This window comes from Sphingomonas sp. SP1, from assembly GCF_058313395.1.
This window is the reverse complement of record NZ_JBZFLC010000001.1, coordinates 1,254,710-1,278,389: the sequence shown is the minus strand read 5'-3', so window position 1 is coordinate 1,278,389 and position 23,680 is coordinate 1,254,710. Positions and strand designations below refer to the sequence as shown.

At 64.9% G+C, this 23,680-nt stretch carries 20 protein-coding genes and 1 tRNA gene; 10 read left to right on the top strand and 11 right to left on the bottom strand.

All coding sequences use genetic code 11. From position 1 onward, the window contains the following. Window positions 1-29 precede the first annotated feature (29 nt). Window positions 30-1,469, top strand: coding sequence for a coniferyl aldehyde dehydrogenase (locus AC4GYS_RS06430; protein ID WP_491108263.1), 1,440 nt, complete (start codon window positions 30-32; stop codon window positions 1,467-1,469). On the opposite strand, the gene AC4GYS_RS06425 is transcribed toward AC4GYS_RS06430, so the two are convergent. Genes AC4GYS_RS06425 through AC4GYS_RS06410 form a run of 4 tightly spaced genes read right to left on the bottom strand, consistent with a single transcriptional unit; the run spans window position 1,466 to window position 6,430 of the window. Next, window positions 1,466-3,133 carry a GMC family oxidoreductase gene (locus AC4GYS_RS06425; RefSeq protein ID WP_491108262.1) on the bottom strand — a complete coding sequence of 556 codons (1,668 nt, stop codon included), beginning with the start codon at window positions 3,131-3,133 and terminating at the stop codon, window positions 1,466-1,468. The genes AC4GYS_RS06430 and AC4GYS_RS06425 overlap by 4 nt on opposite strands. A 14-nt stretch (window positions 3,134-3,147) precedes the next feature. Further along, window positions 3,148-4,077: an alpha/beta fold hydrolase gene (locus AC4GYS_RS06420; RefSeq protein ID WP_491108261.1), complete on the bottom strand. Its 930-nt coding sequence runs from the start codon at window positions 4,075-4,077 to the stop codon at window positions 3,148-3,150. After that, window positions 4,074-4,892: an SDR family NAD(P)-dependent oxidoreductase gene (locus AC4GYS_RS06415; protein WP_491108260.1), complete on the bottom strand. Its 819-nt coding sequence runs from the start codon at window positions 4,890-4,892 to the stop codon at window positions 4,074-4,076. Before AC4GYS_RS06415 ends, AC4GYS_RS06420 begins: the two co-directional genes overlap by 4 nt. Beyond that, a complete protein-coding gene (locus tag AC4GYS_RS06410) occupies window positions 4,889-6,430 on the bottom strand; it encodes a flavin-containing monooxygenase (protein WP_491108259.1) in 1,542 nt (513 codons plus the stop codon). Before AC4GYS_RS06410 ends, AC4GYS_RS06415 begins: the two co-directional genes overlap by 4 nt. A 155-nt stretch (window positions 6,431-6,585) precedes the next feature. On the opposite strand from AC4GYS_RS06410, the gene AC4GYS_RS06405 reads away from it, so the two are divergent. Next, the gene (locus tag AC4GYS_RS06405; RefSeq protein ID WP_491108258.1) at window positions 6,586-9,657 is read left to right on the top strand and encodes a TonB-dependent receptor; all 3,072 of its coding nucleotides are present in this window, start codon (window positions 6,586-6,588) and stop codon (window positions 9,655-9,657) included. Between the two features lie 36 nt (window positions 9,658-9,693). On the opposite strand, the gene AC4GYS_RS06400 is transcribed toward AC4GYS_RS06405, so the two are convergent. Beyond that, complete coding sequence (locus AC4GYS_RS06400; protein WP_491108257.1) at window positions 9,694-10,953, bottom strand: MgtC/SapB family protein; 1,260 nt, start codon at window positions 10,951-10,953, stop codon at window positions 9,694-9,696. 1 nt (window position 10,954) lies between these two features. After that, window positions 10,955-11,392 (bottom strand): DUF2141 domain-containing protein, encoded by a 438-nt coding sequence (locus AC4GYS_RS06395; protein WP_491108256.1) that lies wholly within the window; start codon window positions 11,390-11,392, stop codon window positions 10,955-10,957. A 95-nt stretch (window positions 11,393-11,487) separates the two neighbouring features. Between AC4GYS_RS06395 and crtY the strand changes: the two genes are divergently transcribed. Genes crtY through AC4GYS_RS06380 form a run of 3 tightly spaced genes read left to right on the top strand, consistent with a single transcriptional unit; the run spans window position 11,488 to window position 15,040 of the window. Further along, window positions 11,488-12,630 (top strand): lycopene beta-cyclase CrtY, encoded by a 1,143-nt coding sequence (gene crtY, locus AC4GYS_RS06390; RefSeq protein WP_491108255.1) that lies wholly within the window; start codon window positions 11,488-11,490, stop codon window positions 12,628-12,630. Continuing rightward, on the top strand, window positions 12,627-14,093 hold the full coding sequence (locus tag AC4GYS_RS06385) for a phytoene desaturase (protein WP_491108254.1): 1,467 nt from the start codon (window positions 12,627-12,629) through the stop codon (window positions 14,091-14,093). The genes crtY and AC4GYS_RS06385 overlap by 4 nt, the downstream gene beginning before the upstream one ends. Further along, the gene (locus AC4GYS_RS06380; RefSeq protein ID WP_491108253.1) at window positions 14,090-15,040 is read left to right on the top strand and encodes a phytoene/squalene synthase family protein; all 951 of its coding nucleotides are present in this window, start codon (window positions 14,090-14,092) and stop codon (window positions 15,038-15,040) included. The genes AC4GYS_RS06385 and AC4GYS_RS06380 overlap by 4 nt, the downstream gene beginning before the upstream one ends. Here AC4GYS_RS06380 and AC4GYS_RS06375 read toward each other — a convergent pair. From AC4GYS_RS06375 to AC4GYS_RS06365, 3 genes are read right to left on the bottom strand one after another with little or no spacing between them, the layout of a single operon-like run. After that, entirely contained in the window at window positions 14,970-15,521 is a 552-nt protein-coding gene (locus tag AC4GYS_RS06375) for a sterol desaturase family protein (RefSeq protein WP_491108252.1), read from the bottom strand. The two genes, AC4GYS_RS06380 and AC4GYS_RS06375, sit on opposite strands and share 71 nt — an antisense overlap. Window positions 15,522-15,561: 40 nt before the next feature. Next, complete coding sequence (locus tag AC4GYS_RS06370; protein ID WP_491108251.1) at window positions 15,562-15,855, bottom strand: hypothetical protein; 294 nt, start codon at window positions 15,853-15,855, stop codon at window positions 15,562-15,564. A 30-nt stretch (window positions 15,856-15,885) separates the two neighbouring features. Further along, window positions 15,886-16,389 carry a DNA-deoxyinosine glycosylase gene (locus tag AC4GYS_RS06365; RefSeq protein WP_491108250.1) on the bottom strand — a complete coding sequence of 168 codons (504 nt, stop codon included), beginning with the start codon at window positions 16,387-16,389 and terminating at the stop codon, window positions 15,886-15,888. Window positions 16,390-16,501: 112 nt separating this feature from the next. Between AC4GYS_RS06365 and AC4GYS_RS06360 the strand changes: the two genes are divergently transcribed. After that, window positions 16,502-17,668 (top strand): glycosyltransferase family 4 protein, encoded by a 1,167-nt coding sequence (locus tag AC4GYS_RS06360; RefSeq protein WP_491108249.1) that lies wholly within the window; start codon window positions 16,502-16,504, stop codon window positions 17,666-17,668. On the opposite strand, the gene AC4GYS_RS06355 is transcribed toward AC4GYS_RS06360, so the two are convergent. Further along, window positions 17,669-18,289 (bottom strand): PadR family transcriptional regulator, encoded by a 621-nt coding sequence (locus tag AC4GYS_RS06355; protein WP_491108248.1) that lies wholly within the window; start codon window positions 18,287-18,289, stop codon window positions 17,669-17,671. Between the two features lie 97 nt (window positions 18,290-18,386). Between AC4GYS_RS06355 and AC4GYS_RS06350 the strand changes: the two genes are divergently transcribed. The 4 genes from AC4GYS_RS06350 (at window position 18,387) to AC4GYS_RS06335 (ending at window position 21,994) form a co-directional block, all read left to right on the top strand. Then, entirely contained in the window at window positions 18,387-19,709 is a 1,323-nt protein-coding gene (locus AC4GYS_RS06350) for a replication-associated recombination protein A (protein ID WP_491108247.1), read from the top strand. 14 nt (window positions 19,710-19,723) lie between these two features. Beyond that, window positions 19,724-21,037, top strand: a complete 1,314-nt coding sequence (locus tag AC4GYS_RS06345) for a mechanosensitive ion channel (protein WP_491108246.1) — start codon at window positions 19,724-19,726, stop codon at window positions 21,035-21,037. Then, a complete protein-coding gene (locus AC4GYS_RS06340; protein ID WP_491108245.1) occupies window positions 21,034-21,885 on the top strand; it encodes a hypothetical protein in 852 nt (283 codons plus the stop codon). Before AC4GYS_RS06345 ends, AC4GYS_RS06340 begins: the two co-directional genes overlap by 4 nt. 34 nt (window positions 21,886-21,919) lie before the next feature. Continuing rightward, window positions 21,920-21,994: transfer RNA gene (locus AC4GYS_RS06335), tRNA-Thr, on the top strand. Window positions 21,995-22,015: 21 nt separating this feature from the next. On the opposite strand, the gene AC4GYS_RS06330 is transcribed toward AC4GYS_RS06335, so the two are convergent. Further along, window positions 22,016-23,593, bottom strand: coding sequence for a hypothetical protein (locus AC4GYS_RS06330; protein WP_491108244.1), 1,578 nt, complete (start codon window positions 23,591-23,593; stop codon window positions 22,016-22,018). Window positions 23,594-23,680 lie beyond the last annotated feature (87 nt).

Here is a 23,680-nt window from a genome sequence, read left to right as displayed (position 1 = left end):
TCAGCCGCCGGCAATTCGCGGAGATGACGATGGCCGACGCAGATGTTCGCAAGCCCAGCCCCGCCCCCGCGACCACCGCAATGCGGGCGCTGTTCGATGCGCAGCACCGGGCGTCCCGCCGCGAAGCGCCGGCAGACCTTGGGCGGCGGCTCGACCGCTTGAATCGGCTGGCCGCGCTGGTGAAGACGCATGGCGATGCCTTCGCCGACGCCATTTCCAAGGATTTCGGCACCCGGGCCCGGATCGAAACCGAATTGATGGAATTGGTCCCGACCCTTGGCGCGATCCGTCATGCCCGAAGCAACCTCGCCCGCTGGATGCAACCGGAGCGGCGCCACGTCGGCATCAACTTCCGACCCGGCAAGGCCTGGGTCCGGTACGAACCGCTGGGCGTCATCGGCATCATCTCGCCGTGGAACTACCCGCTGAATCTCGCCCTCTCGCCGCTCGTCGACGCATTCGCCGCCGGCAACCGGGCGATGCTGAAGCCGTCCGAACTGACCCCCGCATTCAGCGAGACCCTCAAAGCCGCCATTGCGGAATATTTCGATCCCGAAGAAGCAACGGTCGTAACCGGCGGCGTGGAAGTGGGGCAGGCTTTCGCCTCCCTCCCATTCGACCACCTGCTGTTTACCGGTTCCACGTCGGTCGGGCGCCAAGTCTATAAGGCGGCGGCGGAGAACCTGGTGCCGGTCACGCTGGAACTGGGCGGCAAATCACCGGTCATCCTGTGTGACGATTACCCATTGGAAAAAGCCGCCCGAAGCATCGCGTTCGGCAAGTTCCTGAATGCGGGTCAGACCTGCATCGCGCCCGATTACGTGCTGGTCCCTGAAGACAAGGCGGAGGCCTTGGCCAACGCGCTGCTGGCCGAGGTCCGCAAGGGCTACCCCAAGATTGCAGGCAATCCCGACTATTCGGGCGTGATCAGCGAGCGGCATCGCCAGCGGCTGCTCGACGCAGTGGCCGCGGCGCGCAACGGCGGAGCCACGGTGCTGACCTATGAGGAGGAGGAGGCGATCGCGGCCGGCAAGGTACCGCCGACTGTCGTGCTGAACGCGCCTGAAGAGACGATCCTCGCGAGTGAAGAAATCTTCGGCCCGGTCCTGCCGATCGTCCCGTTCCGCAAGCTGGACGATGCAATCGCCTATGTGAATGAGCGTGACCGCCCGCTGGCGCTCTATTGCTTCAGCAACAACAAAGCCGCGCACCAGCGCGTGCTCGACGGGACACTATCGGGCGGAGTGACGCTTAACGGCACGCTGCTCCACATCGCGCAGGAAAGCCTGCCGTTCGGCGGCGTGGGTCCAAGTGGCATCGGGGCCTACCACGGGCAGGAGGGATTCAAGCGCTTCAGCCATGCCCGCGCGGTGCACAGGGTCGGCTTCATCAATATGTTCGAGCGGCTTGGTCCCCCGTGGGGCACGATGGCCCGGCGCATGGCCGGGATGATGCTGAAGCGAAGCTAGGCCGCGGCGCTCAGCGACGGGCAACCGCGGATCAAATCGGCTGCCTTTTCGGCGATCATGATCGTCGGCGCGTTGGTATTTCCGCTGACCAGCCGGGGCATGATCGAGGCGTCCACCACGCGCAGCCCGTCGATTCCGTGAACGCGCAACTCCGCATCCACCACCGCGCGGGCGTCGCGGCCCATCGCGCAGGTCCCGACCGGGTGGTAGATCGTCGTCCCATATTCGCGCGCATAGTCGAGCAATTGCTGATCGGTCCGGACGTCCGCACCCGGCTTGGTTTCATGATCGATGTAGCCGTCGAGCGGGTCGGTCGCCGCGATCCGCCGGCCCCAATGCAGCGCTGCGATCACCACCTGCTGGTCGATCGGGTCGGCCAGATAGTTGGGTGCGATCGCCGGGTGATCGTCGGCGTCGGCCGAGCGCAGGTGCACCGATCCGCGCGATTCCGGCCGCAGCTGGCACGGCGCGATAGTCAGGCCCGGTTCCCTTTCCAGCTCCATCTTCTGCTCGTTGCTGAGCTTCTCTGCGTCCATGGTCGCAGGCAGGATGTGGAACTGGATGTCCGGCCCGGCGAGGTCCGGCCGCGACCTGCAGAACACGGCGACATGCGCGGCCGACAGCGTTAACAACCCACGCTTGTGGGTCAGGTAGCGGCCTACCTCGCGCAGGAAGCGCGGGCCGCGCGCCAGTTCGTTGACCGACACAATTCCCTTCTTCAGCCGGTAAGTTTCGCCGACCACGAAATGGTCCTGCAAATTCTCGCCAACTCCGGGCAGGTCATGCACCACCTCAATGCCGAGCGACCGTAGCCGCTCGCCCTGCCCGATGCCCGACAGCTCGAGCAATTGCGGCGAATTGATCGTGCCGCCGCACAGGATGACCTCGCGGCGGGCGCGCACGACCCGGGTTTCTCCGCCTTGCCGATATTCGAGGCCCGTCGCGCGTCTGCCGTCGAACAGTAGGCGGCGGGCCAGCGCTCGTGTCTCGACCCGCAGGTTCGGTCGGCCCATGGCCGGATGCAGATAGGCCACCGCCGCCGAACAACGCCTGCCGTCCCGGATGTTTACCTGGAACCAGCTGACGCCTTCCTGCTCGGGTCCGTTGCAATCGCGCTGGGGCAGGCCGAGCGATTCACAAGCCTTGATGGCCGCCTCGCTCACCTCATGCGTGTCCGCGGGGTCGCCGACATATAACGGGCCACCGGTCGCGTGGGTGTCGCAAGGTCCCTTCGCCTGGTGCTGCGCCTTGCGGAAATAGGGAAAGACGTCGTCCCACGCCCAGCCCTCGCAGCCGAGTTGGCGCCAATGGTCGTAGTCGCTGCGTTGTCCGCGCACATAGAGCATGGCGTTGATCGAAGACGACCCGCCCAACACCTTGCCGCGCGGCCAGACGTGCTGGCGGCCATTCGTTCCGGGGTCCGGCTCCGTCTGGTAAAGCCAGTTGACCTTGGGATCCTTCAGCGTTTGCGAATAGCCGATGGGGACATGGATCCACATGTTGCTGAGGAACTGGGACGGTTCCTTGAACGGACGATCATCGCCGCCCGCCTCCAGCAGGATGACTCTGGTGCGCGGATCCTCGCTCAATCGGGCAGCAAGCACGCAACCGGCCGAGCCCGCGCCGACGATCACATAATCCGCTTCGAGCTCGTCCCGCGCCATCGTCGCCGCTGCTCCTATTCGATCACGCTCCGCACGAAGCGGGCGCTTTCCTGTGGCACGGTGAACGGCAGCATATGCCCACCGTCCGTCAGTGTAAGCTTCGCGCCGGGGATTTCGCGCGCCGTCTTCTCTCCGTGCAACCGGTAGTCGAGGATGTTGTCGTGCCGCCCGTAGAAGATGCCGACCGGCATTTTCATCTCAGCATAGGCCGAAACCAGCTGCTCCGCCTCGCTGCTTGCGTCGGCGAGATCGGTTGCCGCACCCTGAAAAGCGCCGGGCCGAAGCCCCAGCGCGCCGCCGCCGTCGACAAGGAAATTGTCCGGCACGGGGTCCGGCTTGAACACGGCCGCCAGCGTTTTCTCGCTCATGGCCTGCCCGACCGGCACGGCGATCGTCCACGCTACCAGCGGCAGCAGCGCGGGCGGAACCACCAGACCCTTGAAGACCTCAGGCACGGATTCGATCCGCTGGGTCGCCGGGGCGATCAGCGCCAGCGCGCCGACCTTCTCGGGATGCCGGATCGCAGTCGCGAGGCTCAAGGCACCGCCGAGCGAATGGCCGACCAGCACCGGCCGGTCCAGGGCCAGGTGGTCGATCAGCGCGGCGATCGCTTCCGCCTGTTCGGCCAGATGCGCGCGGCCGCTGGCGAGCCGGGGCGAATAGCCCGATCCTGGCCGGTCGACCCGGATCACCCGATAGTCGCGGGCCAGATCGTCGATCATCTCTTGCGCAAAATTTCGCATCTGGCCGGCGAGACCGTGGATCAGCAACAGAGGACGGCCCTCGCCGACCTCATGGACGTGCAGCCGGTACTCGCCGGCCTGGACGATGCGCCCGTCCATGGGAACCGTCGCTTCCGCCTTTCGCGCAGTCCGCGCCGAGTAGAAGCCAGCGCCGAGCAAGCCAGCGCCAAGGGCAACGCCACCAATCAGCCAGTTCCTCATGACATGCTCCGCTTCAGGATGTTCCAGTAGCCGACCGGTAGCAGTCGTTCGAACAATGCGCCCGCCCTGGCGTCCTTGCCGACGATCACCCGCGGCTTGCCGCGCTCCGCGCCCGACACGATGATTTCGCCGGCCTGTTCCGGGGGCATCACCAGGAACTGCCTGGTGAACCGCTCCCGCTCCGACTCGATTAGATCGGTTTCCGCGTTCGACAGGCCCTTCGGCGTTCGCGCATTCCGGGCGATATTGGTGCGGACGCCCCCGGGATGCACGGTCGTGACGCCGACACTGGACCCGGCCTCCTCGAGCTCTTTCCGGAGCGATTCGGAAAAGCCGCGCACCGCGAACTTGCTGGCGCAGTACGACGTATTGCCTGGGGGCGCGATCAGCCCGAACAGGCTGGAGATATTGATGATCCGCGCGTCGTCGCTTTTTTTCAGGTGCGGCAGGAACGCGCGGGTCAAGCGGACGACGGCATGGAAATTCACCTCCATGCACCAGTCGAAATCGTCCTCGCCGACCTGCTCGAACGTTCCGCCCACCGCAACGCCCGCGTTGTTGACCAAAATGTCCACGCGCCCATGTTGGGCCAAGACCAGCTCCGGCAAGGCAGCGGTGGCGGCGCGATCCGTCACGTCGAGCACATGAGTGCTGACCTTGACGTCGCGCAGCAGCGCCGCGGTTTCCTTCAGGCCGGCGGGATCGCGGTCGACCAGCGCGAGGTTGCAGCCGCGCCGGGCCAGCGCCTGGCTGATGCCGCGCCCGATCCCGCTGCCGGCTCCGGTGATTACCGCCACGCGTCCGGCGAGTTTCATGCTGTCTCCCTGGTCAACGATCGGCTGGGCGGGATCGCGGCCACTCGCCCGAATTCCATGACGCCGTCCTCTACCTTGCCGAGCTTCAGCGACGCCATGTCCAGAGCGTAATTCTGGTGCAGCTTCCACGGCGCGCGATTACCCTGCTTGGGCAGGATCTTCAGCGCGCGCTGCACATAGCCCGACGTGAAGTCGAGGAAGGGGATTTCCTCGACGTCCGACTCACGCGCCGGCAGTGCGATGTCCAGTTGCTTGGCCGACATATGATTCAGCAGGCGGCACAGATAGCCCGATGTCAGGTCCGCCTTCAGCGTCCAGGACGCATTGGTGTAGCCGAAGCTGTAGCTGAGATTTGGCACGTCGCTGAACATCATGCCCTTGTAGGTCATGCTGTCACTGAGATTCCGGCGCACTCCGTCAACTCGAAACTCGACATCGCTCAGCAGTTGCAGCTTCAGGCCCGTCGCCGCCACGACGATGTCGGCTGGCAATTCCCGCCCGGAGTTCAGCCGCACCCCCGTTTCGGTGAACCGCTCGATCGTATCGGTGACGACCTCCGCCCGGCCATCGCGGATGGCGGCGAACAGATCCGCATCGGGCACCAGGCAGAGTCGCTGATCCCACGGATTGTAGGCAGGCTTGAAGTGGGTATCGATCTCGTAATCCGGCGGCAATTCCTTCATCAGCCCCTTGCGAAGCAGCTTTTTCATAATTGCCGGGCGGCGCCTCGAAAGCTGGAAGAAGGCCTGCTGCATCAGCACGTTGCGCCAGCGCACGACGCCATAACTCGCCTTGTCGCCGAGCAACCGTCGAAGCCGGTTGGCGGTTTTGTCGACCGCGGGCCGGCTGACCATGTAGGTCGGTGAACGCTGTAGCATGGTGACGTGGGCTGCACCGTCCTTCGCAAGTTCGGGCACGATCGTGACAGCGGTCGCGCCGCTACCGATCACCACCACATGTTTGCCGCGGACATCGAGCTTTTCGGGCCAGAATTGCGCGTGGAAGAATTCACCCTTGAACCGGTCCACATCGGCGAAGTCCGGCAGGTACGCCTCCCGGTAATCGTAATAGCCCGAACACATGTGAACCCAGTTGGCGGTCAGTATGATCGACTCGCCGGTATCCATCCGCTCTGCCGTGACCGTCCAAAGGGCGCGCGCCGAGTCGAACTTCGCGCTCTTCACCTGATGGTGGAAGCGGATGTGGCGGCGGATGTCATACTTATCGGCGACGCGATTGACGTAATCGAGGATCGACGGCCCGTCCGCGATCGCCTTGCACTCCGTCCATGGCTCGAAGCTGTAGCCGAGCGTGTACATGTCGCTGTCCGACCGGATGCCGGGATAGCGGAACAGGTCCCACGTTCCCCCGATCGCGGGCCGCCCTTCCAGGATCGCAAAGGAGCGTCCCGGACAGTAACGCTGCAGATGCCAGGCAGTACCGATCCCCGACAGGCCGGCGCCGACGATCAGCACGTCATGGTGGCCGGCGGCGGTTTCCGGCCCGGTGCCTGCTTGCAAGCGCTGCTGTTCCGTCATGTGCAGCGTCGATGCTGCCCTTGACAGGTTGCGATAAGCAAGCGGAATGTTGGTCGGTGCCCTGGAGGCGGGCGCGCAGTCCTGGATGTGCAGGCAATACGTTGCCCAAACCTCCAGGTGATCCGCTCAGGTGGGCTCGGAGGGGGGAACCGACCATGTTGACCAAAAACCTTGTTCTGTTTGCCGGCGTTTCGACCGTCGCATTACTCGCGAGCCCCGCCGCCGCGCAGACGGTCCCGGAACCGGAGGGAACGACCCAGAGCGATGTGCAGACCGGCGCCGGTGCCGACGGGACCCAGTCGGGCGATGCGCAGAGCGCAACCACCCAAAGCGCCGAGCCCGAGGCCAGCGCCACGACCGACGCCAGCGGCGACATCATCGTGACCGCCCAGCGCCGCTCCCAAGCCTTGCAGAGCGTCCCGATCTCCGTCTCCGCTTTCACCGGCGAAGCACTGGAACGGCAGCAGATCGAGAATGCGTCGGACCTGCAGCTGACCCTGCCCAACGTCACCTTCACCAAGACGAACTTCACGTCATCCAGCTTCACCATTCGCGGCATCGGCGACCTGTGCGTCGGTTTCTCGTGCGATCAGGCGACCGGCATTCACGTCAACGACATGCCGCTGACCAGCACCCGACTGTTCGAGACCGAATATTTCGACCTGGAACGAGTCGAGGTGCTGCGCGGTCCGCAAGGCACGTTGTTCGGCCGCAACGCCACGTCCGGTGTGGTCAACTTCATCACCGCCCGGCCGAAGCTAAGCGACTTCGAGGCGAGCGTTTCGGGCGAAGTTGGCAGCTACAAATCCCGCAAGCTGACCGGCATGGTCAACATTCCGCTGGCCGAGGATGTCGCCGCTGTTCGGCTAGCCGGTTATTATCTGAAGCGCGATGGCTTCACGAAGAACATCTTCGACGACAGCCGGATCGACGGGCGCGACCTGTACGCGATCCGCGGCACTTTCCGGCTGCGGCCTTGGGAGGGCACCAACCTCGATCTCATCTACTATCGCTTCCGCGAAGACGACGACCGCAGCCGGATCCAGAAGCAGCTGTGCAACAACGATCCGACCGGCATCCTCGGCTGCTTGCCCGACAAGCTCGACTTCGAGACGGTGAACGGCAAGGCGACGCTGGCCGCAACGCTGTCGTCCCGGCAGTTCATCAACGCTGCCTTCATCGGCGCCTATGCCCCGCCCGGCGGCCCTTCCCTGGGGTCGTTCCTGTCGGTTCTCGGCTCCGGACTTGGCCTCGTCGACCTGAACAATCCGATCGACCCCTTCTACGCCGGTGTTGAGAACCCGAACGACCTGCGCACCGTCAACATCGACTTCAAGCCGCAATACAAGGCCAAGGAAACCCATTTCATGGCCAAGCTCGACCAGGAGCTTGGGGAGCGGTTCACGCTGAACGTGACCGGCGGCTACGCCAAGAACATCGTCGACAGCCGCACCGACTACAATCTCGTCGCCGCCAATTCTTTGGTCGGTAACACCGGACTTGCGGCCCTCGCGGCCCTCGCGGCCCGGCCGGGGACCGACTTTCCCTTCTTCGGCAACATCAATCCCTATACGCAGGCTGCGGCGGCCCTGATCCCCAACGGCCTCGGCGGGCCGTTCTGCGTGTCGGAGACCAACCTCAACTACACCGGCATTTTCGGCGGCAACCGCAACAGCTGCTCCAATGCCGGGGGCGATTACGATCGGTCGCAGTCGACCGCGCGGCAATATTCGGTGGAGGCGCATCTCGACTCCAATTTCGAGGGACCGTTCAACTTCCTGCTGGGCGGTATCTGGCTCGATAACCGCTTCACCGATTCCAATTATTACGTCGCGTCCTACGGGCTGGACTATGCCGCGGGCGTCATCGGCGCGGTTACCGCCGCAGCACTGCGCGAGCAGGGTTTGCCAGTACCGAACGCGTTCCTGGCGCCGCCGTTCTTCAACTCGGAGGTCAAGGACTTCCGCTTGAAGAGCTACGGCATCTTCGGCGAGGCCTATTTCGAGGCGACCGACCGCCTGAAATTCACCCTTGGTCTGCGCTATAACAACGACCGGAAGCGGCAGGTTGCGCGCGCGCCGATCCTGTCCTGGCTGGTGCCCTATGGGCTGGGCGACGCGAACGATTCTCCGCTGATTGCCGAATATGACGCTGACGCGACCACGCCGGGCAATCAGGAATATGCCGTCAGCAAGGTGAAGTTCGGCCGGTTCACCGGGCGTGCGGTGGTGGATTACCAGCTGACGCCCGACAATCTGCTCTATGCGTCAGCCTCGCGCGGTTACAAATCGGGCGGCCTCAATCCGCCGATCGACCCGACCTTCAATGTCAGCCCGACCTTTGATCCGGAAACGATCAACGCGTTCGAAATCGGGTCGAAGAACACGTTCCTGGACGGGATGATCCGATTGAACGGGTCGGCCTTCTACTATGACTACAAAGGCCTGCAGCTTAGCCGCATCGTCGGCCGTACGTCGGTCAACGACAACACCGATGCGACCATCTGGGGCGGCGAACTGGAGGCGATCTTCCGGCCGACCCCCGACCTGTTGATCAACGCAGCGGCGAGCTACCTGAAATCCAAGGTCAAGGGCCTGAAGCTGGTCGATCCGCGCGATCCGTCGGGCGGGCGCAGCGACGCCGTGATCATCAAGGATCTGCAGGGCGGCGCGAACTGCGTCGTGACCTCGTCGTTGGGGGCACCCTTCGCCAACGGTTACGTCGCGGCAGTCAACGGGTCGCTCGGCCTCAACGGTCCGATCCCCGTTCCGGCGACCAATACCACCGGCGCGTTCAGCCTGTGCGACGTGCTTCGCGCCAACGCGACGCCGGACATCACGGTGAACGAAGGGATTGCGGAGGATCTGTCGGGCAACGAACTGCCCCAGGCCCCCAACGTGAAGCTGTCGCTGGGGGCGCAATACACCTTCCGCCTCGGCAAGGGCCTGACGCTCGTGCCCCGCGCCGACGTCGCTTACACCGGCAGCTTCTTTGCGCGCAGTTTCAACCGCCCGATCGACAAGGTGGACAGCTTCACCGTCGTGAATGCGCAGATTCAGCTGAACGGTCCGGACGATCGCTGGAACCTGCGGGCGTTCGTGAGCAACCTCACCAACACCGACGCGATCACCGGGCAATATGTGACAGACGCCTCGTCAGGCCTGTTCACCAATGTCTTCACGGTGGAGCCGCGAGTGTTCGGCGTCGGGGCCGGGATCAAGTTCTAGCGTGCGGGCGGCCGGGTGCCGATCGCCCGGCCACCGTTACAGTCGCAGCGCGGCAAACCCGATGCCGGCCAGCAGGACGGCCGTACTCGCCGCCAGTGCAGCGGCAGCCGTCCGTCCCTGACGGCCGGCGTAGGCAAGCGTCACGCCGATCTTCAGGGCCATGTTCGCCACGATCGTCCCCGCGAGCGCGATTGCCGCCAGTGGCCGCGCCAGGGATTCGAGCGGAAGCTGGGAGAGTGTCACGATCGCAGCGTCCACGTCGAAGCTGCCGGTGATGAACAGGGACAGCGCCGCCCCGCCGGAGCCGTAGCGCGCTTCCGTCCAGCGGGTCAGCACCGCCCCTGCCGCAACGATCGCCACGAACCCGAAGGCGGGCAGTAGCTCGATCGGATTGCCGGGTTGCTCGCAGGTGGCGTCGGTTTCAGCCGGACGCCGCCGCCAGAGGAGCCAGAAGACCAGCAGTCCCGCCAGCGTGGCCGGCCCGACCAGCATTGCGAAGGCCGGCAGCGTCGACGGGGACAGCAGCGCGGTCAGCAGCAGCACGCGCAGATACATGACCGCGGACGCAAGGGCGATGCCGGCCGCATAGGGCCCGCTATCCCCCGCCCCCAGCCGACGGGCCAGCGTCGCGGTCACGGCCGTCGAACTATAGGCCCCGCCGATCAGCGCGGTCGCAAGCGTTCCCTTGCTTGCCCCCACCCACCGGTTGGCGATGTAGCCGGCGAACGAGAAACCGGTGACCAGCACGACGACCAGCCACAGCTGGAAAGGGTTCCAGGCGCCATAGGGGCCGAAGCTGCGGTCGGGGAGGAACGGCAGCACGGCAGCGACGATTACCGCGTATCGCGCAAAAGCCTGGACATCGTTGGCGTCCAGCCGTTCGATCAGCCCGTGCAATTGGTCGCGTGCGGCGAGGACCAGCGTGATCACCGCCGCAGCTGCCACCGCCAGTGCCGCTTGGCCTGCCCCGGCCAGCAGCCCCAGGCTCACCGCCAGGATCTGCGCGACAAGATTGGTGACACTTTTCTCGCTGTCCTTGCGAGCATAGGCGATCAGCAGGGGCGCCACCATCGCGAACGTCAGGACCGCCGCGACCGCGGGATGGGCCAGGCTGCCCAGCAGCGCAGCCAATCCGCCGCCTGCGCCAAGCAGCGTGAAAGTGCGCACGCCGGCTACCCGCGTACCGGCCTCCGCCTCGCGTTGCTGCCAGCCGCGTTGGACACCGATCATCGCCCCGCAGGCGAACGCCGCGCCGAGCTGCAGGAGCGGGGCCGTACTGATCGCCCCCGAACTCACGTCAGAGAACGTATTTGAACCGGATGGTCTGGCTGGAGGCGCCGGCCGGCAGAGCGAATCGAACATCCTGGAACGCCGGCGGGCGCATGCGGATGGTCGGGTTATTGGAAAAGGCGAACCCTTCGCGCGGAATCCGCATCATCATGTCGAGCTTCGAATTTGCGTTCTCGTCATGGAATGCAAGGAGCGCATAGGTACCAGGCGCGACGTCATGGAACGCCACCCGCCCCGCTTTGGCCGCCGGAACAGTCAGGCGAACGGCGCGCGGGTCCTTCTGGCACTCGAGGAAGCGGCTCGCCGCCTGTGTCAGGCAGAAGTGCACGACGCCCTTGGCGTTTCGCAGGCCCTGCGTGGACACCGTCAGATCGTTCGTTGGCGCTGTGGGCGACGCAGCAGCGAGGGACGAGAAGCAGGCTAGGAGGACAAGTAAACGGTTCATGGAGACGAACTATCAGGCAAAATCCTGCCGGTCCATGAACCGAACGGCGGATTTGGCACTTGGGGGTGCACCGCGACTTGGCTAAGGCCCCTGAGGTGACGGCGCCGCGTTTCGACCTGCTGATCCTGGGCGGCGGCCTCGCGGGGGGTCTGTGCGCGCTCGCCCTGGCTCAGCGCCGACCGGAGTTGACTGTCGGCATCGTCGAGCCGGGCGACCGACTTGGTGGCAATCATCTCTGGTCGTTCTTCGACACGGACGTCGCGGAGCGCGACCGAAGCTTTGTGGATCCGCTGATCGTCCATCGCTGGCCCGACTATTCGGTTCATTTTCCGCAGCACCGGCGGCGGCTCGCGCAGGGCTATCGCTCGATCGAAAGCGAGAGGCTCGACGCCGCCGTCCGCGCGGCCCTGCCCGCCGATGCGATCATTCGGGCGGCTGTGACGTCGGTGACGCCGGCCTCGGCCACCCTCGACATTGGCGAGACGATCACCGCCCGCGCAGTGCTGGACGCTCGCGGCGGCAAGGGCGAAGGGCTGCTTCTTGGCTGGCAGAAGTTTGTCGGCCAATTGCTGCACATCCCGCAAGGTCATGGGATCGGTGAGCCAATCGTGATGGATGCAACGGTCGATCAGACCGATGGCTACCGGTTCGTCTATTGCCTGCCCTTCGGCCCGACCGAGCTATTCGTCGAGGATACTTATTACACGGACGGTCCAGAACTCGATCGTGACCTGCTACGGGACCGGATCGGCGAATATGCGGCGGAGCGGGGGTGGCAGATCGCGGGGCGCAGCCGCGAGGAAGAAGGCCAGCTGCCGGTGGTGATCGGAGGTGACTTCGAGCGATTTTGGCCGGGCGGAGATCCCGTAGCCAGGGCCGGTGCTCGCGGCGGGTTTTTCCATCCTTTGACCAGCTATTCACTGCCGGAAGCGGTGCGTTTCGCCTCCTGGCTTGCCGACGATCTGCCGCTCGAGCGCCTTGGCGCTGCGACGCGGCGCCGGGCGAAGGCCCATTGGCGCCGCAGCTGGTATGACCGGTTGCTCGCCCGGATGCTGTTTCGCGCCGCGGACCCGGCAGACCGTTATCGCGTGCTGCAGCGCTTTTACCGCCTTCCGGCCCCCTTGATCGCGCGCTTCTACTCCGGTCAGAGCACGCTTGCCGACCGCATCCGCATTCTTGTCGGCAAGCCGCCCGTTTCCATCTCGAGGGCGCTCAAGGTTCTGAAGGAGCCCAGGTGAAGACTGCAATTGTCATCGGTGCGGGGTTCGGCGGCCTTGCACTCGCCATCCGCCTGCAATCCGGCGGGGTCCAGACGACCATCGTCGAAGCGCGCGACAAGCCGGGTGGCCGGGCCTTTGTGTGGGAACGTGATGGCCACGTGTTCGACGCCGGACCGACCGTGATTACCGACCCAGACTGCCTTCAGCGGTTGTGGAAACTGTCCGGGCACGACATCTCGCAAGACGTGGACTTGCTACCGGTGACGCCCTTCTACCGCCTCGATTGGCCGGACGGCACGGTGTTCGACTACACCAACGACGACGCCAAGCTGCGCGCGTCGATCGAACGGCTCAACCCGCGCGACTGGGAAGGCTATCAGCGCTTCCTGCGCTACTCGGAAGGCGTGTTCCGGGAAGGCTATCTGAAGCTTGGCACGAAAGCGTTCGAAAGCCCGATCGACATGCTCAAGGCCGCCCCGGCGCTAGCCAAATACCAGGCCTGGCGGTCGGTCTATTCGATGGTGGCGAGCTTCGTCGAGGAAGAGCATCTTCGACAGGCGCTCAGTTTTCATACGCTGCTGGTCGGCGGCAACCCGATGACCTGTTCGTCCATCTATGCGCTGATCCACAAGCTGGAGCGCGACGGCGGCGTGTGGTTCGCCAAAGGTGGCACCAACCAGTTGATCGCCGGCATGGTCCGTCATTTCGAACGGCTGGGCGGCCAGCTTCGGCTCGCCGATCCGGTCGTGGCGATCGAGGTCGAGGATGAGCGTGCCACAGCGGTCCGCACCCGTTCCGGCTGGCGCGGCAACGCCGACGCGGTCGCCTCGAACGGTGACGTGGTTCACAGCTATGGCCTGATCGAAGGCTCTGCTCGAGGCCCTGCGCAAGCCCGGGCAATGAAGCGCAAGCGGTTCAGCCCCTCGCTGTTCGTGCTCCATTTCGGGCTGGAGGGGACGTTTCCCGATATCCCACACCATACGATCATGTTCGGCCCGCGTTACCAGGGGCTGCTGGGCGACATCTACAATCGCGGCAAGCTGGCCAGCGATCCGTCGCTGTACCTGCACCACCCGACCGTCACCGACCCGGCGATGGCTCCGCCGGGGTGCTCGACCTTTTACGCCCTTGCTCCCGTGCCGCATCTCGGGAAGGCTGAGATCGACTGGGATGCCGACGGGGAACGCTATGCGGATGTCATCCTCGACACGCTTGCGGAGCGTCTGATCCCCGACATTCGGGAGCGAATCCGAGTGCAATTTCACTACACGCCAACCGATTTCGGCCGCGATCTCGGCGCGCACCTCGGCTCCGCCTTCAGCCTGGAACCGGTGCTGTGGCAAAGCGCCTGGTTCCGCACTCACAACCGGGACGACAAGATCCGCAACCTGTTCTTCGTCGGTGCTGGAACCCACCCGGGCGCCGGCATTCCCGGCGTGGTCGGCAGCGCCGAGGCAACCGCGGGTTTGATGCTCGCGTGATTGCAGCGGATGAACGGGCACGGCTGGTCGAAGCGGCATTGCGGAGCATTTCCGCAGGCTCGAAAAGCTTTCGATTTGCCAGCCAGTTATTCGATCTTCCGACCCGCGAGCGAAGCTGGCTGCTCTACGCCTGGTGCCGGGCCTGCGACGATGTGACCGATGGGCAGACGCTGGGGCATGACGCGGTGGCCCCCAGCGATCCGGCTGAACGCCTCACCTTTCTGAAGGCGATGACGGCCAAGGCGCTGGCCGATGAGCCGACCGAAATCGTCGCATTCGAGGCGCTGCGCACGGTTGCAAGGGAAAGCGCGATCCCCAAGGCGGTCACCGACGATCACCTCGCCGGCTTTGAGCGGGATGCGGCCGGCTGGCGACCACAGACCGAAGACGACCTTCTGTCCTATTGCTATCAGGTGGCCGGAGCCGTTGGCGTGATGATGGCATTGGTCATGGGTGTCGAACCCGGCGACGAGGAAACACTGGATCGGGCCGCCGACCTGGGGATCGCCTTCCAGCTGGCCAACATCGCCCGCGACATCGTCGACGACGCGCGGGTCGGCCGGGTCTATCTTCCCGCGGACTGGCTGCGAAGCGAAGGCCTGGAACAGGCTGATCTGGCTGAGCCCCGGCACCGGCCGGCGTTGGCGCGCCTGGCGATGCGGCTGTCGCGGATGGCGGACGCCTACCGCCGATCCGCCCGGGTCGGGGCCGCGCGCCTGCCGTTCCGCAGCCGCTGGGCGGTCCTGTCCGCCAGCGGCATCTACGGCGAGGTCGCGACCCGCGCGGCCGCACTCGGCCCCCGCGCATGGGACGAGCGGATCACCACGTCGAAGGCGGAAAAGGCGGCGCTGGTAATGGAGGCTTTTTGGGAAGCGCTTATGCCGGCTCGGCCGGTTCCGCGGTCCGGTCTGTGGACACGTCCGCGCCACGGCCCTTCGGCGCCCTGACCTTCGCGCCTCGGCTGTCCGCCAATGCCCGCTTCAGTCGCTCGACGGGCGGCGCATAGATAAAGCCGAAACTGACCGCCCCGTCCCGGCTTTCGACCGCGTGGTGAAGCTTGTGCGCCTGGACGATCCGCTTGAAATAGGTCGAGCGCGGGACGATCCGATGTGGCACGCGACCATGAACGATTGCGTCATGGAAGCCGAAGTAGATGATGCCGTAAAAGGCGACGCCGGAACCCACCCACGTGGCCCAGTCCCCCCAGCCGAGGTTCAGCCCGCCGTAGATCAGCAGCACGGACGGCAGTGCAAACACGACGGCGTACAGGTCGTTGAGCTCGAACCAGCCGTTGCGTTCGCGATGGTGGCTTTCGTGCAGGAACCAACCGATGCGCGAGTGCATCACCCACCGGTGCATGGCGTAGGCAAAGCCTTCCATCAAAATGACGGTGGCGACGAACAGACCGACGCCGGCAAGCAGGGACATGAGCGCCATATAGGACGGCTCAGTCCCGGACGGAAGCTGGTCAGCCGTGCTCGCTCAAGAACCGCATCAATTCGGCGAGCGTGCTTTCCATCTGGTCCTGCATCTGGCTGACCAGCTCATTCTCGCGCATGCCTTCATGATCGAGCGGCTTGGAGTAGCTTTCGCTGAATGCCTTCAGATCGCTGGCGTCGAACACCCCGCGGGCGACCAGCTTGGCCAGGATCACCAGCAGGCCGTTGGTGTTGGCGATGGTACCAGCGACCAGTGCCTCGTCGACCATGGAGAGACTCTGGCCAGGGACGATGGACGATGTGTCGGTTTCGCTATCGGACATGGGCTCGAGGTAAGCCGACAAAAGCGCCTGTCAATCGACCCAGCGTTTCAGCAAGGCCCACCGCGCCGCCTTGTCGGCGAAGGGCAGCGTGTAGGCCGGCGAGGAGGACGGAAGGTCGATTAGCGTATAGGCCGTGTCCTGGAGGGCCCTCCGCCCAAGCCGCGCAGCGGTGCCGCCATTGAACGCGATCGCTTCGAGCGCCGGAAGCGTTGCGGCCAGTTCCGCCAGCGGGTTCGACTGGATCTGCCGCATCGCGCCGTCCAGGCCGCCGTGCCGCCGTGCGCTTGCCACCGCGTCCCACAGCCCGACACGATGGTGCAGCAACGTTTCGAGCCGTGAAGCATAAGGCAGATCGTCCAGCCGCTCGTCCAGAACTCCTCCGATCAATCGCCAGAAACCATTTTGCGGATGGGCGTAATAGCGCTCGGCCCTCAGCGAGGCTTCGCCGGGAAGGCTTCCGCACACCAGCAGTCGCACGCGCTGGTTCACGACCGGCGGCAGGCAGGACTTGGGCGGCGGCTCCTCCACCCCCATGTTCCTGCCATGCTCAGAGCGATCTACCTAGGCGCAATCATCGCCGCGATCCTTGCCTTGCGACAGAGCACGCAAGTGGAAAGACGCCCCGACCGCCGCTAGAGCGGCTTCGATGGACGCGTCCGACCTTCGCATTGCCCTCGTCTCCGGCAATTATAATTACGTCCGCGATGGGGCCAACCAGGCCCTGAATCGACTGGTCGATTATTTGCTGCGGCACGGTGCCAAGGTCCGCGCCTATGCTCCGACGGTCGCCAATCCCGCCTTTCCGCCTACCGGCGATCTGGTCTCCGTACCGTCCATCGCTGCACCGGGCCGGGGTGAGTATCGGCTGCCGATGGCGCTGACCCGGCGCGTCCGCCGGGACCTTGCCGACTTTGACCCGAACATCGTCCATATCGCCAGCCCCGATATCGTCTCCCACCGCGCCGTGACCTGGGCGCGGCGGCGCAATATTCCAGCGATCGCGTCCGTTCATACGCGCTTCGAAACTTACCTTACCTATTACCACCTCGAGCCGCTGGAGCCGGCGGTCCGCGCGATCCTGCGGCGACTGTATCGTCGCTGCGACGCGTTGCTGGTTCCCGCACAGTCAACCGCTGCGGTGCTTCGCGCGCAACGCATGAACCGCAATATCGCGATGTGGTCGCGCGGAGTGGATCGCGAGCAGTTCAATCCTGACCGTCGCAGCCTGGATTGGCGTCGCTCGATCGGCATAGCGGACGATGAGCTCGCGATCGCCTTTCTCGGTCGGATCGTGATGGAGAAAGGGCTCGATGTGTTTGCCGACACGGCCGACGAACTCACTCGCCGAGGGGTCGGTCACAAGGTGCTGGTCATCGGCGAAGGGCCGGCCCGCCCCTGGTTCGAGCAGCGGTTGCCGGCCGCGATCTTCCTGGGTCACCAGGAAGGCAACGACCTCGCCCGCGCGCTCGCCAGTGCGGACCTGTTCCTCAACCCGTCGGTGACGGAAACCTTCGGCAACGTGACACTGGAAGCCATGGCCTGCGCACTGCCGGTGGTGGCGGTATCGGCAACCGGCGCGACGAACCTGGTTCGCGACGGAGAAACGGGAACGCTGGCCGAGCCGGGCGACGTGGGCGCGCTTGCCGACGCCCTTGCCGCCTATATCGCGGAGCCGGACCTCCGCCGCCGTCACGGGAAGGCGGGACTCGCCTTTGCGAAGACGCAGGACTGGGACACGATCAATTCGGCCGTGGTCACCACCTACCGCCGCGCGATCGAACGCCGGGAGCGATTGCAGCGGATCAAGGGCTGATCATTTCAGCCGCTCGATCCGCCGGGCGGCATCGTCCAGTATATCGGTCACCTCCGCCAGCAAATCATCGTTCCAGCCGTCGCGGGCGACCCGATTGCGCATGGCTTGCATGAGGTTGCCGACGGCTCGTCCAATTTCGGGGCGGCTGTGTTCGCGTCGCGAGGAGCCGGTTGCCTCCAGCCGCTCGAACAGGCGTTCGATCTCTTCCTCATTCTCACCAAGATGGACCCGCCCCTCGTTGGTGGCAGCGAACTTCTTTCGAGTGCCGTCGCTGGCCTGGGCCTCGATCAGTCCCATGTCCTCCAGCAGCGTCAGGGTCGGATAGACGACCCCAGGGCTTGGGGCATAATCGCCGTGCGTCAGTTCCTCGATCGCCCGGATGAGGTCGTAGCCATGACGGGGCTCATCGGCGATGAGTTTCAGGAGCACGAGCCTGAGCTCGCCCGAACCGAACATCCGGCGCCTGCCGCCATGACGCCCGCCACCCCGGGTCCCGGAGCGAGGCCCGTCGCCGAACTCGAAATGGATGCCGCCTGGAAAGCCCCAGCCCCGTCCGCCCATCAGGAACAACGGATGCGGCCAACGTTCGCCTGAACTTCCGCAGCCACGATACCAGCCCATAGCTTATCTCCTATCTAAGCTGTATTGAGATATATCTTAGATCGGGCGGACGCAAGAGGTCTGGCGAAGTCAGCGGCGCACTCCTAAAGCGGCGGCAATGGCCGACCTGTTTGAAGATGTTGCGCCGCCCGACGCGTTCACGCCCGCCGCCAGTGCGCCCCTCGCGGACCGGCTCCGGCCGCAGCGCCTCGACGAGGTGGTGGGGCAGGAACATCTGACCGGTCCCGACGGCGCGATCGGCCGCATGGTCGCCGCCGGAAAGCTTTCCAGCCTTATTCTCTGGGGGCCTCCGGGCACCGGCAAGACCAGCATCGCGCGGCTGTTGGCCGATGCGGTGGGCCTCCGCTTCGTCCAGATCTCTGCCGTGTTCAGTGGCGTCGCCGATCTAAAGAGGGTGTTCGCCGAGGCGCGCGATCACGTCAGGCTCGGACGCCGCACCTTGTTGTTCGTGGACGAAATCCACCGTTTCAACCGCGCGCAGCAGGACGGATTCCTGCCTTACGTGGAAGACGGCACGGTCACGCTGGTCGGCGCCACGACCGAGAACCCCAGCTTCGAACTGAACGCCGCGCTGTTGAGCCGCGCGCAAGTGCTGATCCTGCGCCGCCTAGACGCCGCGGCGCTGGAAAAGTTGCTTGGTCGAGCCGAGGAGGATGTGGGGCGTCCCCTCCCCACCACAGCGCAGGCGCGCGCTGCCCTGCTCGCCAGCGCGGACGGCGACGGCCGCTTCCTGCTCAATCAGGTCGAAACGCTCTACGATGTCGAACTTGAGGGGCCTCTCGATCCGGCAGGTCTTGCGGCTTTCCTTCAACGGCGGGTGGCGGTCTACGACAAGGATCGCGAGGGTCACTACAACCTTATCTCGGCCCTGCATAAGTCGATCCGCGGGTCCGATCCGCAGGCCGCACTCTATTATCTCGCGCGGATGCTGACGGCTGGAGAGGAACCGCTATTCGTCCTGCGCCGCCTGACCCGCGCCGCAGTCGAGGATATAGGCCTCGCCGACCCGCAGGCACTGGTGCAATGCCTCGCCGCGAAGGACGCCTATGATTTCCTGGGTTCGCCCGAAGGCGAGCTCGCCATCGTGCAGGCCTGCCTGTACCTCGCCACGGCGCCGAAATCGAACGCTACCTATCTGGCGCAGAAGGCTGCGTGGCGAACCGCGAAGGAAACCGGTTCGCTCATGCCGCCGCAAACCATCCTTAACGCGCCGACCAAGCTCATGAAGAGTGCCGGATATAGCGAGGGCTATCGTTATGACCATGACCTGCCCGACGCTTTCTCCGGCCAGAACTATTGGCCCGACGAGCTGGTAGCGCAAAACTTCTATGAGCCGACCGACCGCGGGTTCGAAAGCCGAGTGCGCGAGCGCCTTGGCTGGTGGCAGGAGCGTCGAAAGGCGTTAAGCGAACAAGGATAAACAGGAGGGCAGCCGTGTACCAAACACCCACCACCGATTATTATCGGGATCAATTGATCCTGTGGGGACCGAAGATCCTCATCGCGGTCATCATCCTTGCGGTTACCTGGGTCGTCGCTCGAGCGGTCAGCTGGGCCATCGCCAGAACGATTTCCCGCACCCCAGCTCTCCAGAAGCATACCCCGGGAAACCAGCATGAGACTGTTGGCCACCAGCTGGGCACGATCGCCAAGCTGATCATCTGGCTGGTCGGAATCATGGCTGCGCTGCAGTATTTGGGCATCGGCCAGATTCTGGCGCCGATCAATGCGCTGACCAACGACATCTTCCACTTCCTGCCGAAGCTCCTCGGCGCCGGCCTGATCTTCTTCATCGGCCTGATCTTGGCCCGCATTGCGCGCCGGCTGGTGGAAACTTTGCTTGCTGCCGCCAATGTGGACGGGTGGATGGCCCGCGCAGGGCTCGGCGATCATCCGAGCACAGTTCGGAGCGACCCGGCGGCAGTCCCGCCCGGCGCGGTGCCGGGAGCGCCGCGCGCCACCGTTGCCCGCGCGCTAGGAATCCTGGTCTTCGCACTGATCATCATTCCGACCAGCATCGCTGCGCTGCAAGTGCTCGGCATCGAGGCGATCAGCGGCCCGGCGATCAATATGCTGAACCAGATCAGCGCCGCCATTCCCCGCATCCTGACGGCCGCGCTATGGCTCGGCATCGCCTTCATTGCGGCCAAGTTCCTGAAGACCATCATCGAAGGCATCCTGCCCCCGACTGGATTCGACAACGCGATCCGCTCGACCGGCATGCTCCCGACGGGAACCCAACCCTCGCGCGTGGTCGCCAATGTCGCGTTCATCGTCATCATGCTGGCGGCGTCGATCGAAGCGGCGCGGCAGCTGGGTGGCGACACCATCGCCATCTTCCTCATTCAGGTGACGGAGCTTGGCAGCAAGGTGATCTTCGGCACGCTGATCATCGTCGCCGGCATCTTCCTGGCGCGGGTGATCGCAAAGCTGGTCGGCTCCAGCACCGGCGAGGGCGGCTATGCCCAGACCATCGTGCGCTACGCCATCATCGCGCTATTCACGGCCATCGGCCTCACATTCATGGGGCTGGCCAATGAAATCGTGATCCTGGCATTCGGCTTGATCCTCGGGTCCGCGGCTGTGGCGACGGCATTGGCATTCGGCCTTGGTGGGCGCGATGCCGCCGCGCGAGTGCTCGAGCGCTACGCTGACGAGGTGCCGCCGCCTTCCAGCCGTCCGCGCACGCCGCCGCGGCTGAAGGGCAGCACCCCGCCAACCGACGAGAGCAAGGCGCCATTGGTGTGAGGGCGAGCTTCACCCGCTTCGTTGCGATCGATTGGTCGGGGGCAAAGGGGCGGCGGCATAAGGGAATTGCGATCGCCGAGGCGCGGGGGGACGATGCTCCGCGCCTCGTTCGCCCCGATCATGTCTGGAGCCGGGAGGAGGTCGCCGACTGGCTGATCCGCGAAGCGGCGCGAGAGCCCACGCTGTTCGGGTTCGATTTCTCCTTCGCACCCCCCTTTCACGAGCATGGAAGTTACCTGCCGGGCGAGACTGACGTCCCTGAGTCCGCTCGCGAGTTCTGGGCCTATGTTGATGCTGCTGCTCCCGACGAAGACCTCGGCGCGGCCAGCTTTCTGGAACAGGTCCACCGCCGGCACTTCTACTTCGGCATCGCGGATGGGGTGAAGGCTGACTTCGTCCGGTTCCGCCAGTGCGATCACCGGCTGAACGCCCAAGGTGGCCGCAAAACGGCCAGCGCTTATGACGCGATCGGCGCAGCGCAGGTGGCGAAAGCGAGCTTTTCCGGCATGCGGCTGCTCCATCGGGTCGACCCGCACATCGCCATCTGGCCCATGGACCCGCTGCCGCCGGAGGGCAGTGCGGTGGTCGAGATTTATACCCGCATCTACCTTCGCAAAGCCGGAATGAGCGGCGCCAAGCTGCGCAGCCGCGCCGACCTCAATCGCGCGCTCGCCGGCCTTGGCAGCCCGCCCGTGCGACTCGGCTTCGAACCGAACGACCACCAGACCGACGCGCTGGTCACGGCCGCCGGAATGCAAGCCCACGCGGCAGACCCCGCCACATTCGCTCCGGAGGGACTAGCCCCCCACCTCGCCCGCACCGAGGGCTGGACCTTCGGCATCGTCTGACGCATGGGAGCCGGCACGTAGGACGTAAATCTGGGCCGGCTTAGCACAGTGGTAGTGCAGCGGTTTTGTAAACCGAAGGTCGGGGGTTCAAATCCCTCAGCCGGCACCAGCGCGGACACCCCTGTCGCAATCAAAAGTCGCTGAACAGCGGCCCCGATGGGGCGGCCCGCGCGGGGCGAGGAAGTCGGTCGCCCCAGCGAAGGATGACGGTTTGCGGCATTTCGGCGGCTATCTGGTGCCATCCGGCGCCAAGCTCGATTACGTCCGTGGGCTGGCGAGCGATGCCATCGATCACGACTGGGCTGCCGCTTTCTACCGTGTACGGCCCGGCGGCCAGCAGTTCGAATCTGACCGGCTGCGGACCCGCCCGGAGCTGTCGGCCGAGCACCCAGATCGGTCCATAATGCTGCACAAACTGCTGGCGGAGCATCGTTGCGTCCGCGGGCAGGAGGCGACCGGGGGTTGCTCCGGTAAGACCCGCTTCGAGCCAGGGGCTGTTCACGATGACGAACCGGGCGCCCCGCTCAACGATGGACTTGCGAAACCGCGGAACGCCCGCTGCTTCATAACTGCTCATCCCCCAGCCGCTCATGAAAAATCCGGCCTGCGGCTCACCCGCCAGCATCGAACTGCGATCAATGTAAGGCGTGCCTGCCGGAAAGATTTCGCGAGCAGCAGCAATGATGCGCCGCTGCCCATCAAGCACCGATCGATCAATGGTCGAGGCGTGCCACAAGGCGCCTGCCATCATCGCGATCGCCAGGAATGGCACCAGCCGCCGAACCTCGGCACGCTCGGCAGCGATCGCGATCAGGGCAGAGGCTGGCGCAAGCATGAAGGGGAAGAAGTACGGAAAGGCGTTGCGATAAAGCGGCAGGCTTGCCAGCGGGAGCAAGAAGACCAGCGGAAAGAGTGCCGTGAACCGGTCACCTTGCTTTGCCGTTCTGAGGATCGAGGCAAGGCCCAATATCAAGAGCAGCCAGTGAAGCGGATTGGCGATCAGGCTGCGAATGAATTCCAGCTTACGCGGGAACAGGGTCTCACCGCCGAGCACCTTCCGCGCCTTGCTGGAAACCTCGACCTGCGACGCGTCGACCTGGCCTAATGCGGCATGATGGACCGCGAACAGCAGCGCGAACACAACAATTGCGGCAATCGCTCCACCGACCAGTCGCGTGCCGGTCGTCCGTCGGGTGCAGCGCTCGCGAAGCCGATGGAGCGCAACGGCGCCGAGCAGCGGTAGGTAGATCGCCGACTTGATCGTGATCAGCCCGGCAAGCGCGATAGCAGCGCCTGCTCCTCCACAATCCAGGCTTTTCAGACGGGTCCTAAGCAGCAGGACGGTCGCGCTCATCAACAAGAAGGTGACGATCGGGTCGTACCGCAGGCTGGCGCCGTGTTTGAGGACGAAGCTGAAACTCACGAATGCCAACGCCGCAAACAGTGCGCTCTCTCGCCCAACGAATGAGCGGCAAAGGCGATAGACCAGTGCAACGGTGGCCCATTCCAGCAGGAGCATCACCAATCGGCCAACGATGATCTGGTCGATCTGAGTTCCGGGAAGCAAAACCAGCCAGCCCAGCAGATGGACGTGGAACGTCTGCAGCGGCGACGTCAGCTGTCCCTGGCGATAAAGATAGATGTCGGCGAGAAAGCGGAACTCGTCCCAATTGATCGGTTGCAGGAAGGCGAGGCCGAGCTGCAGCATCAGGCACAAAGCAAGGCCTGCATACAAAAGCCCTGTTCTGACCTGCGCAGAGGTGCCGAAGCCTGTGCGCCAAGAGAGCGGAACGGC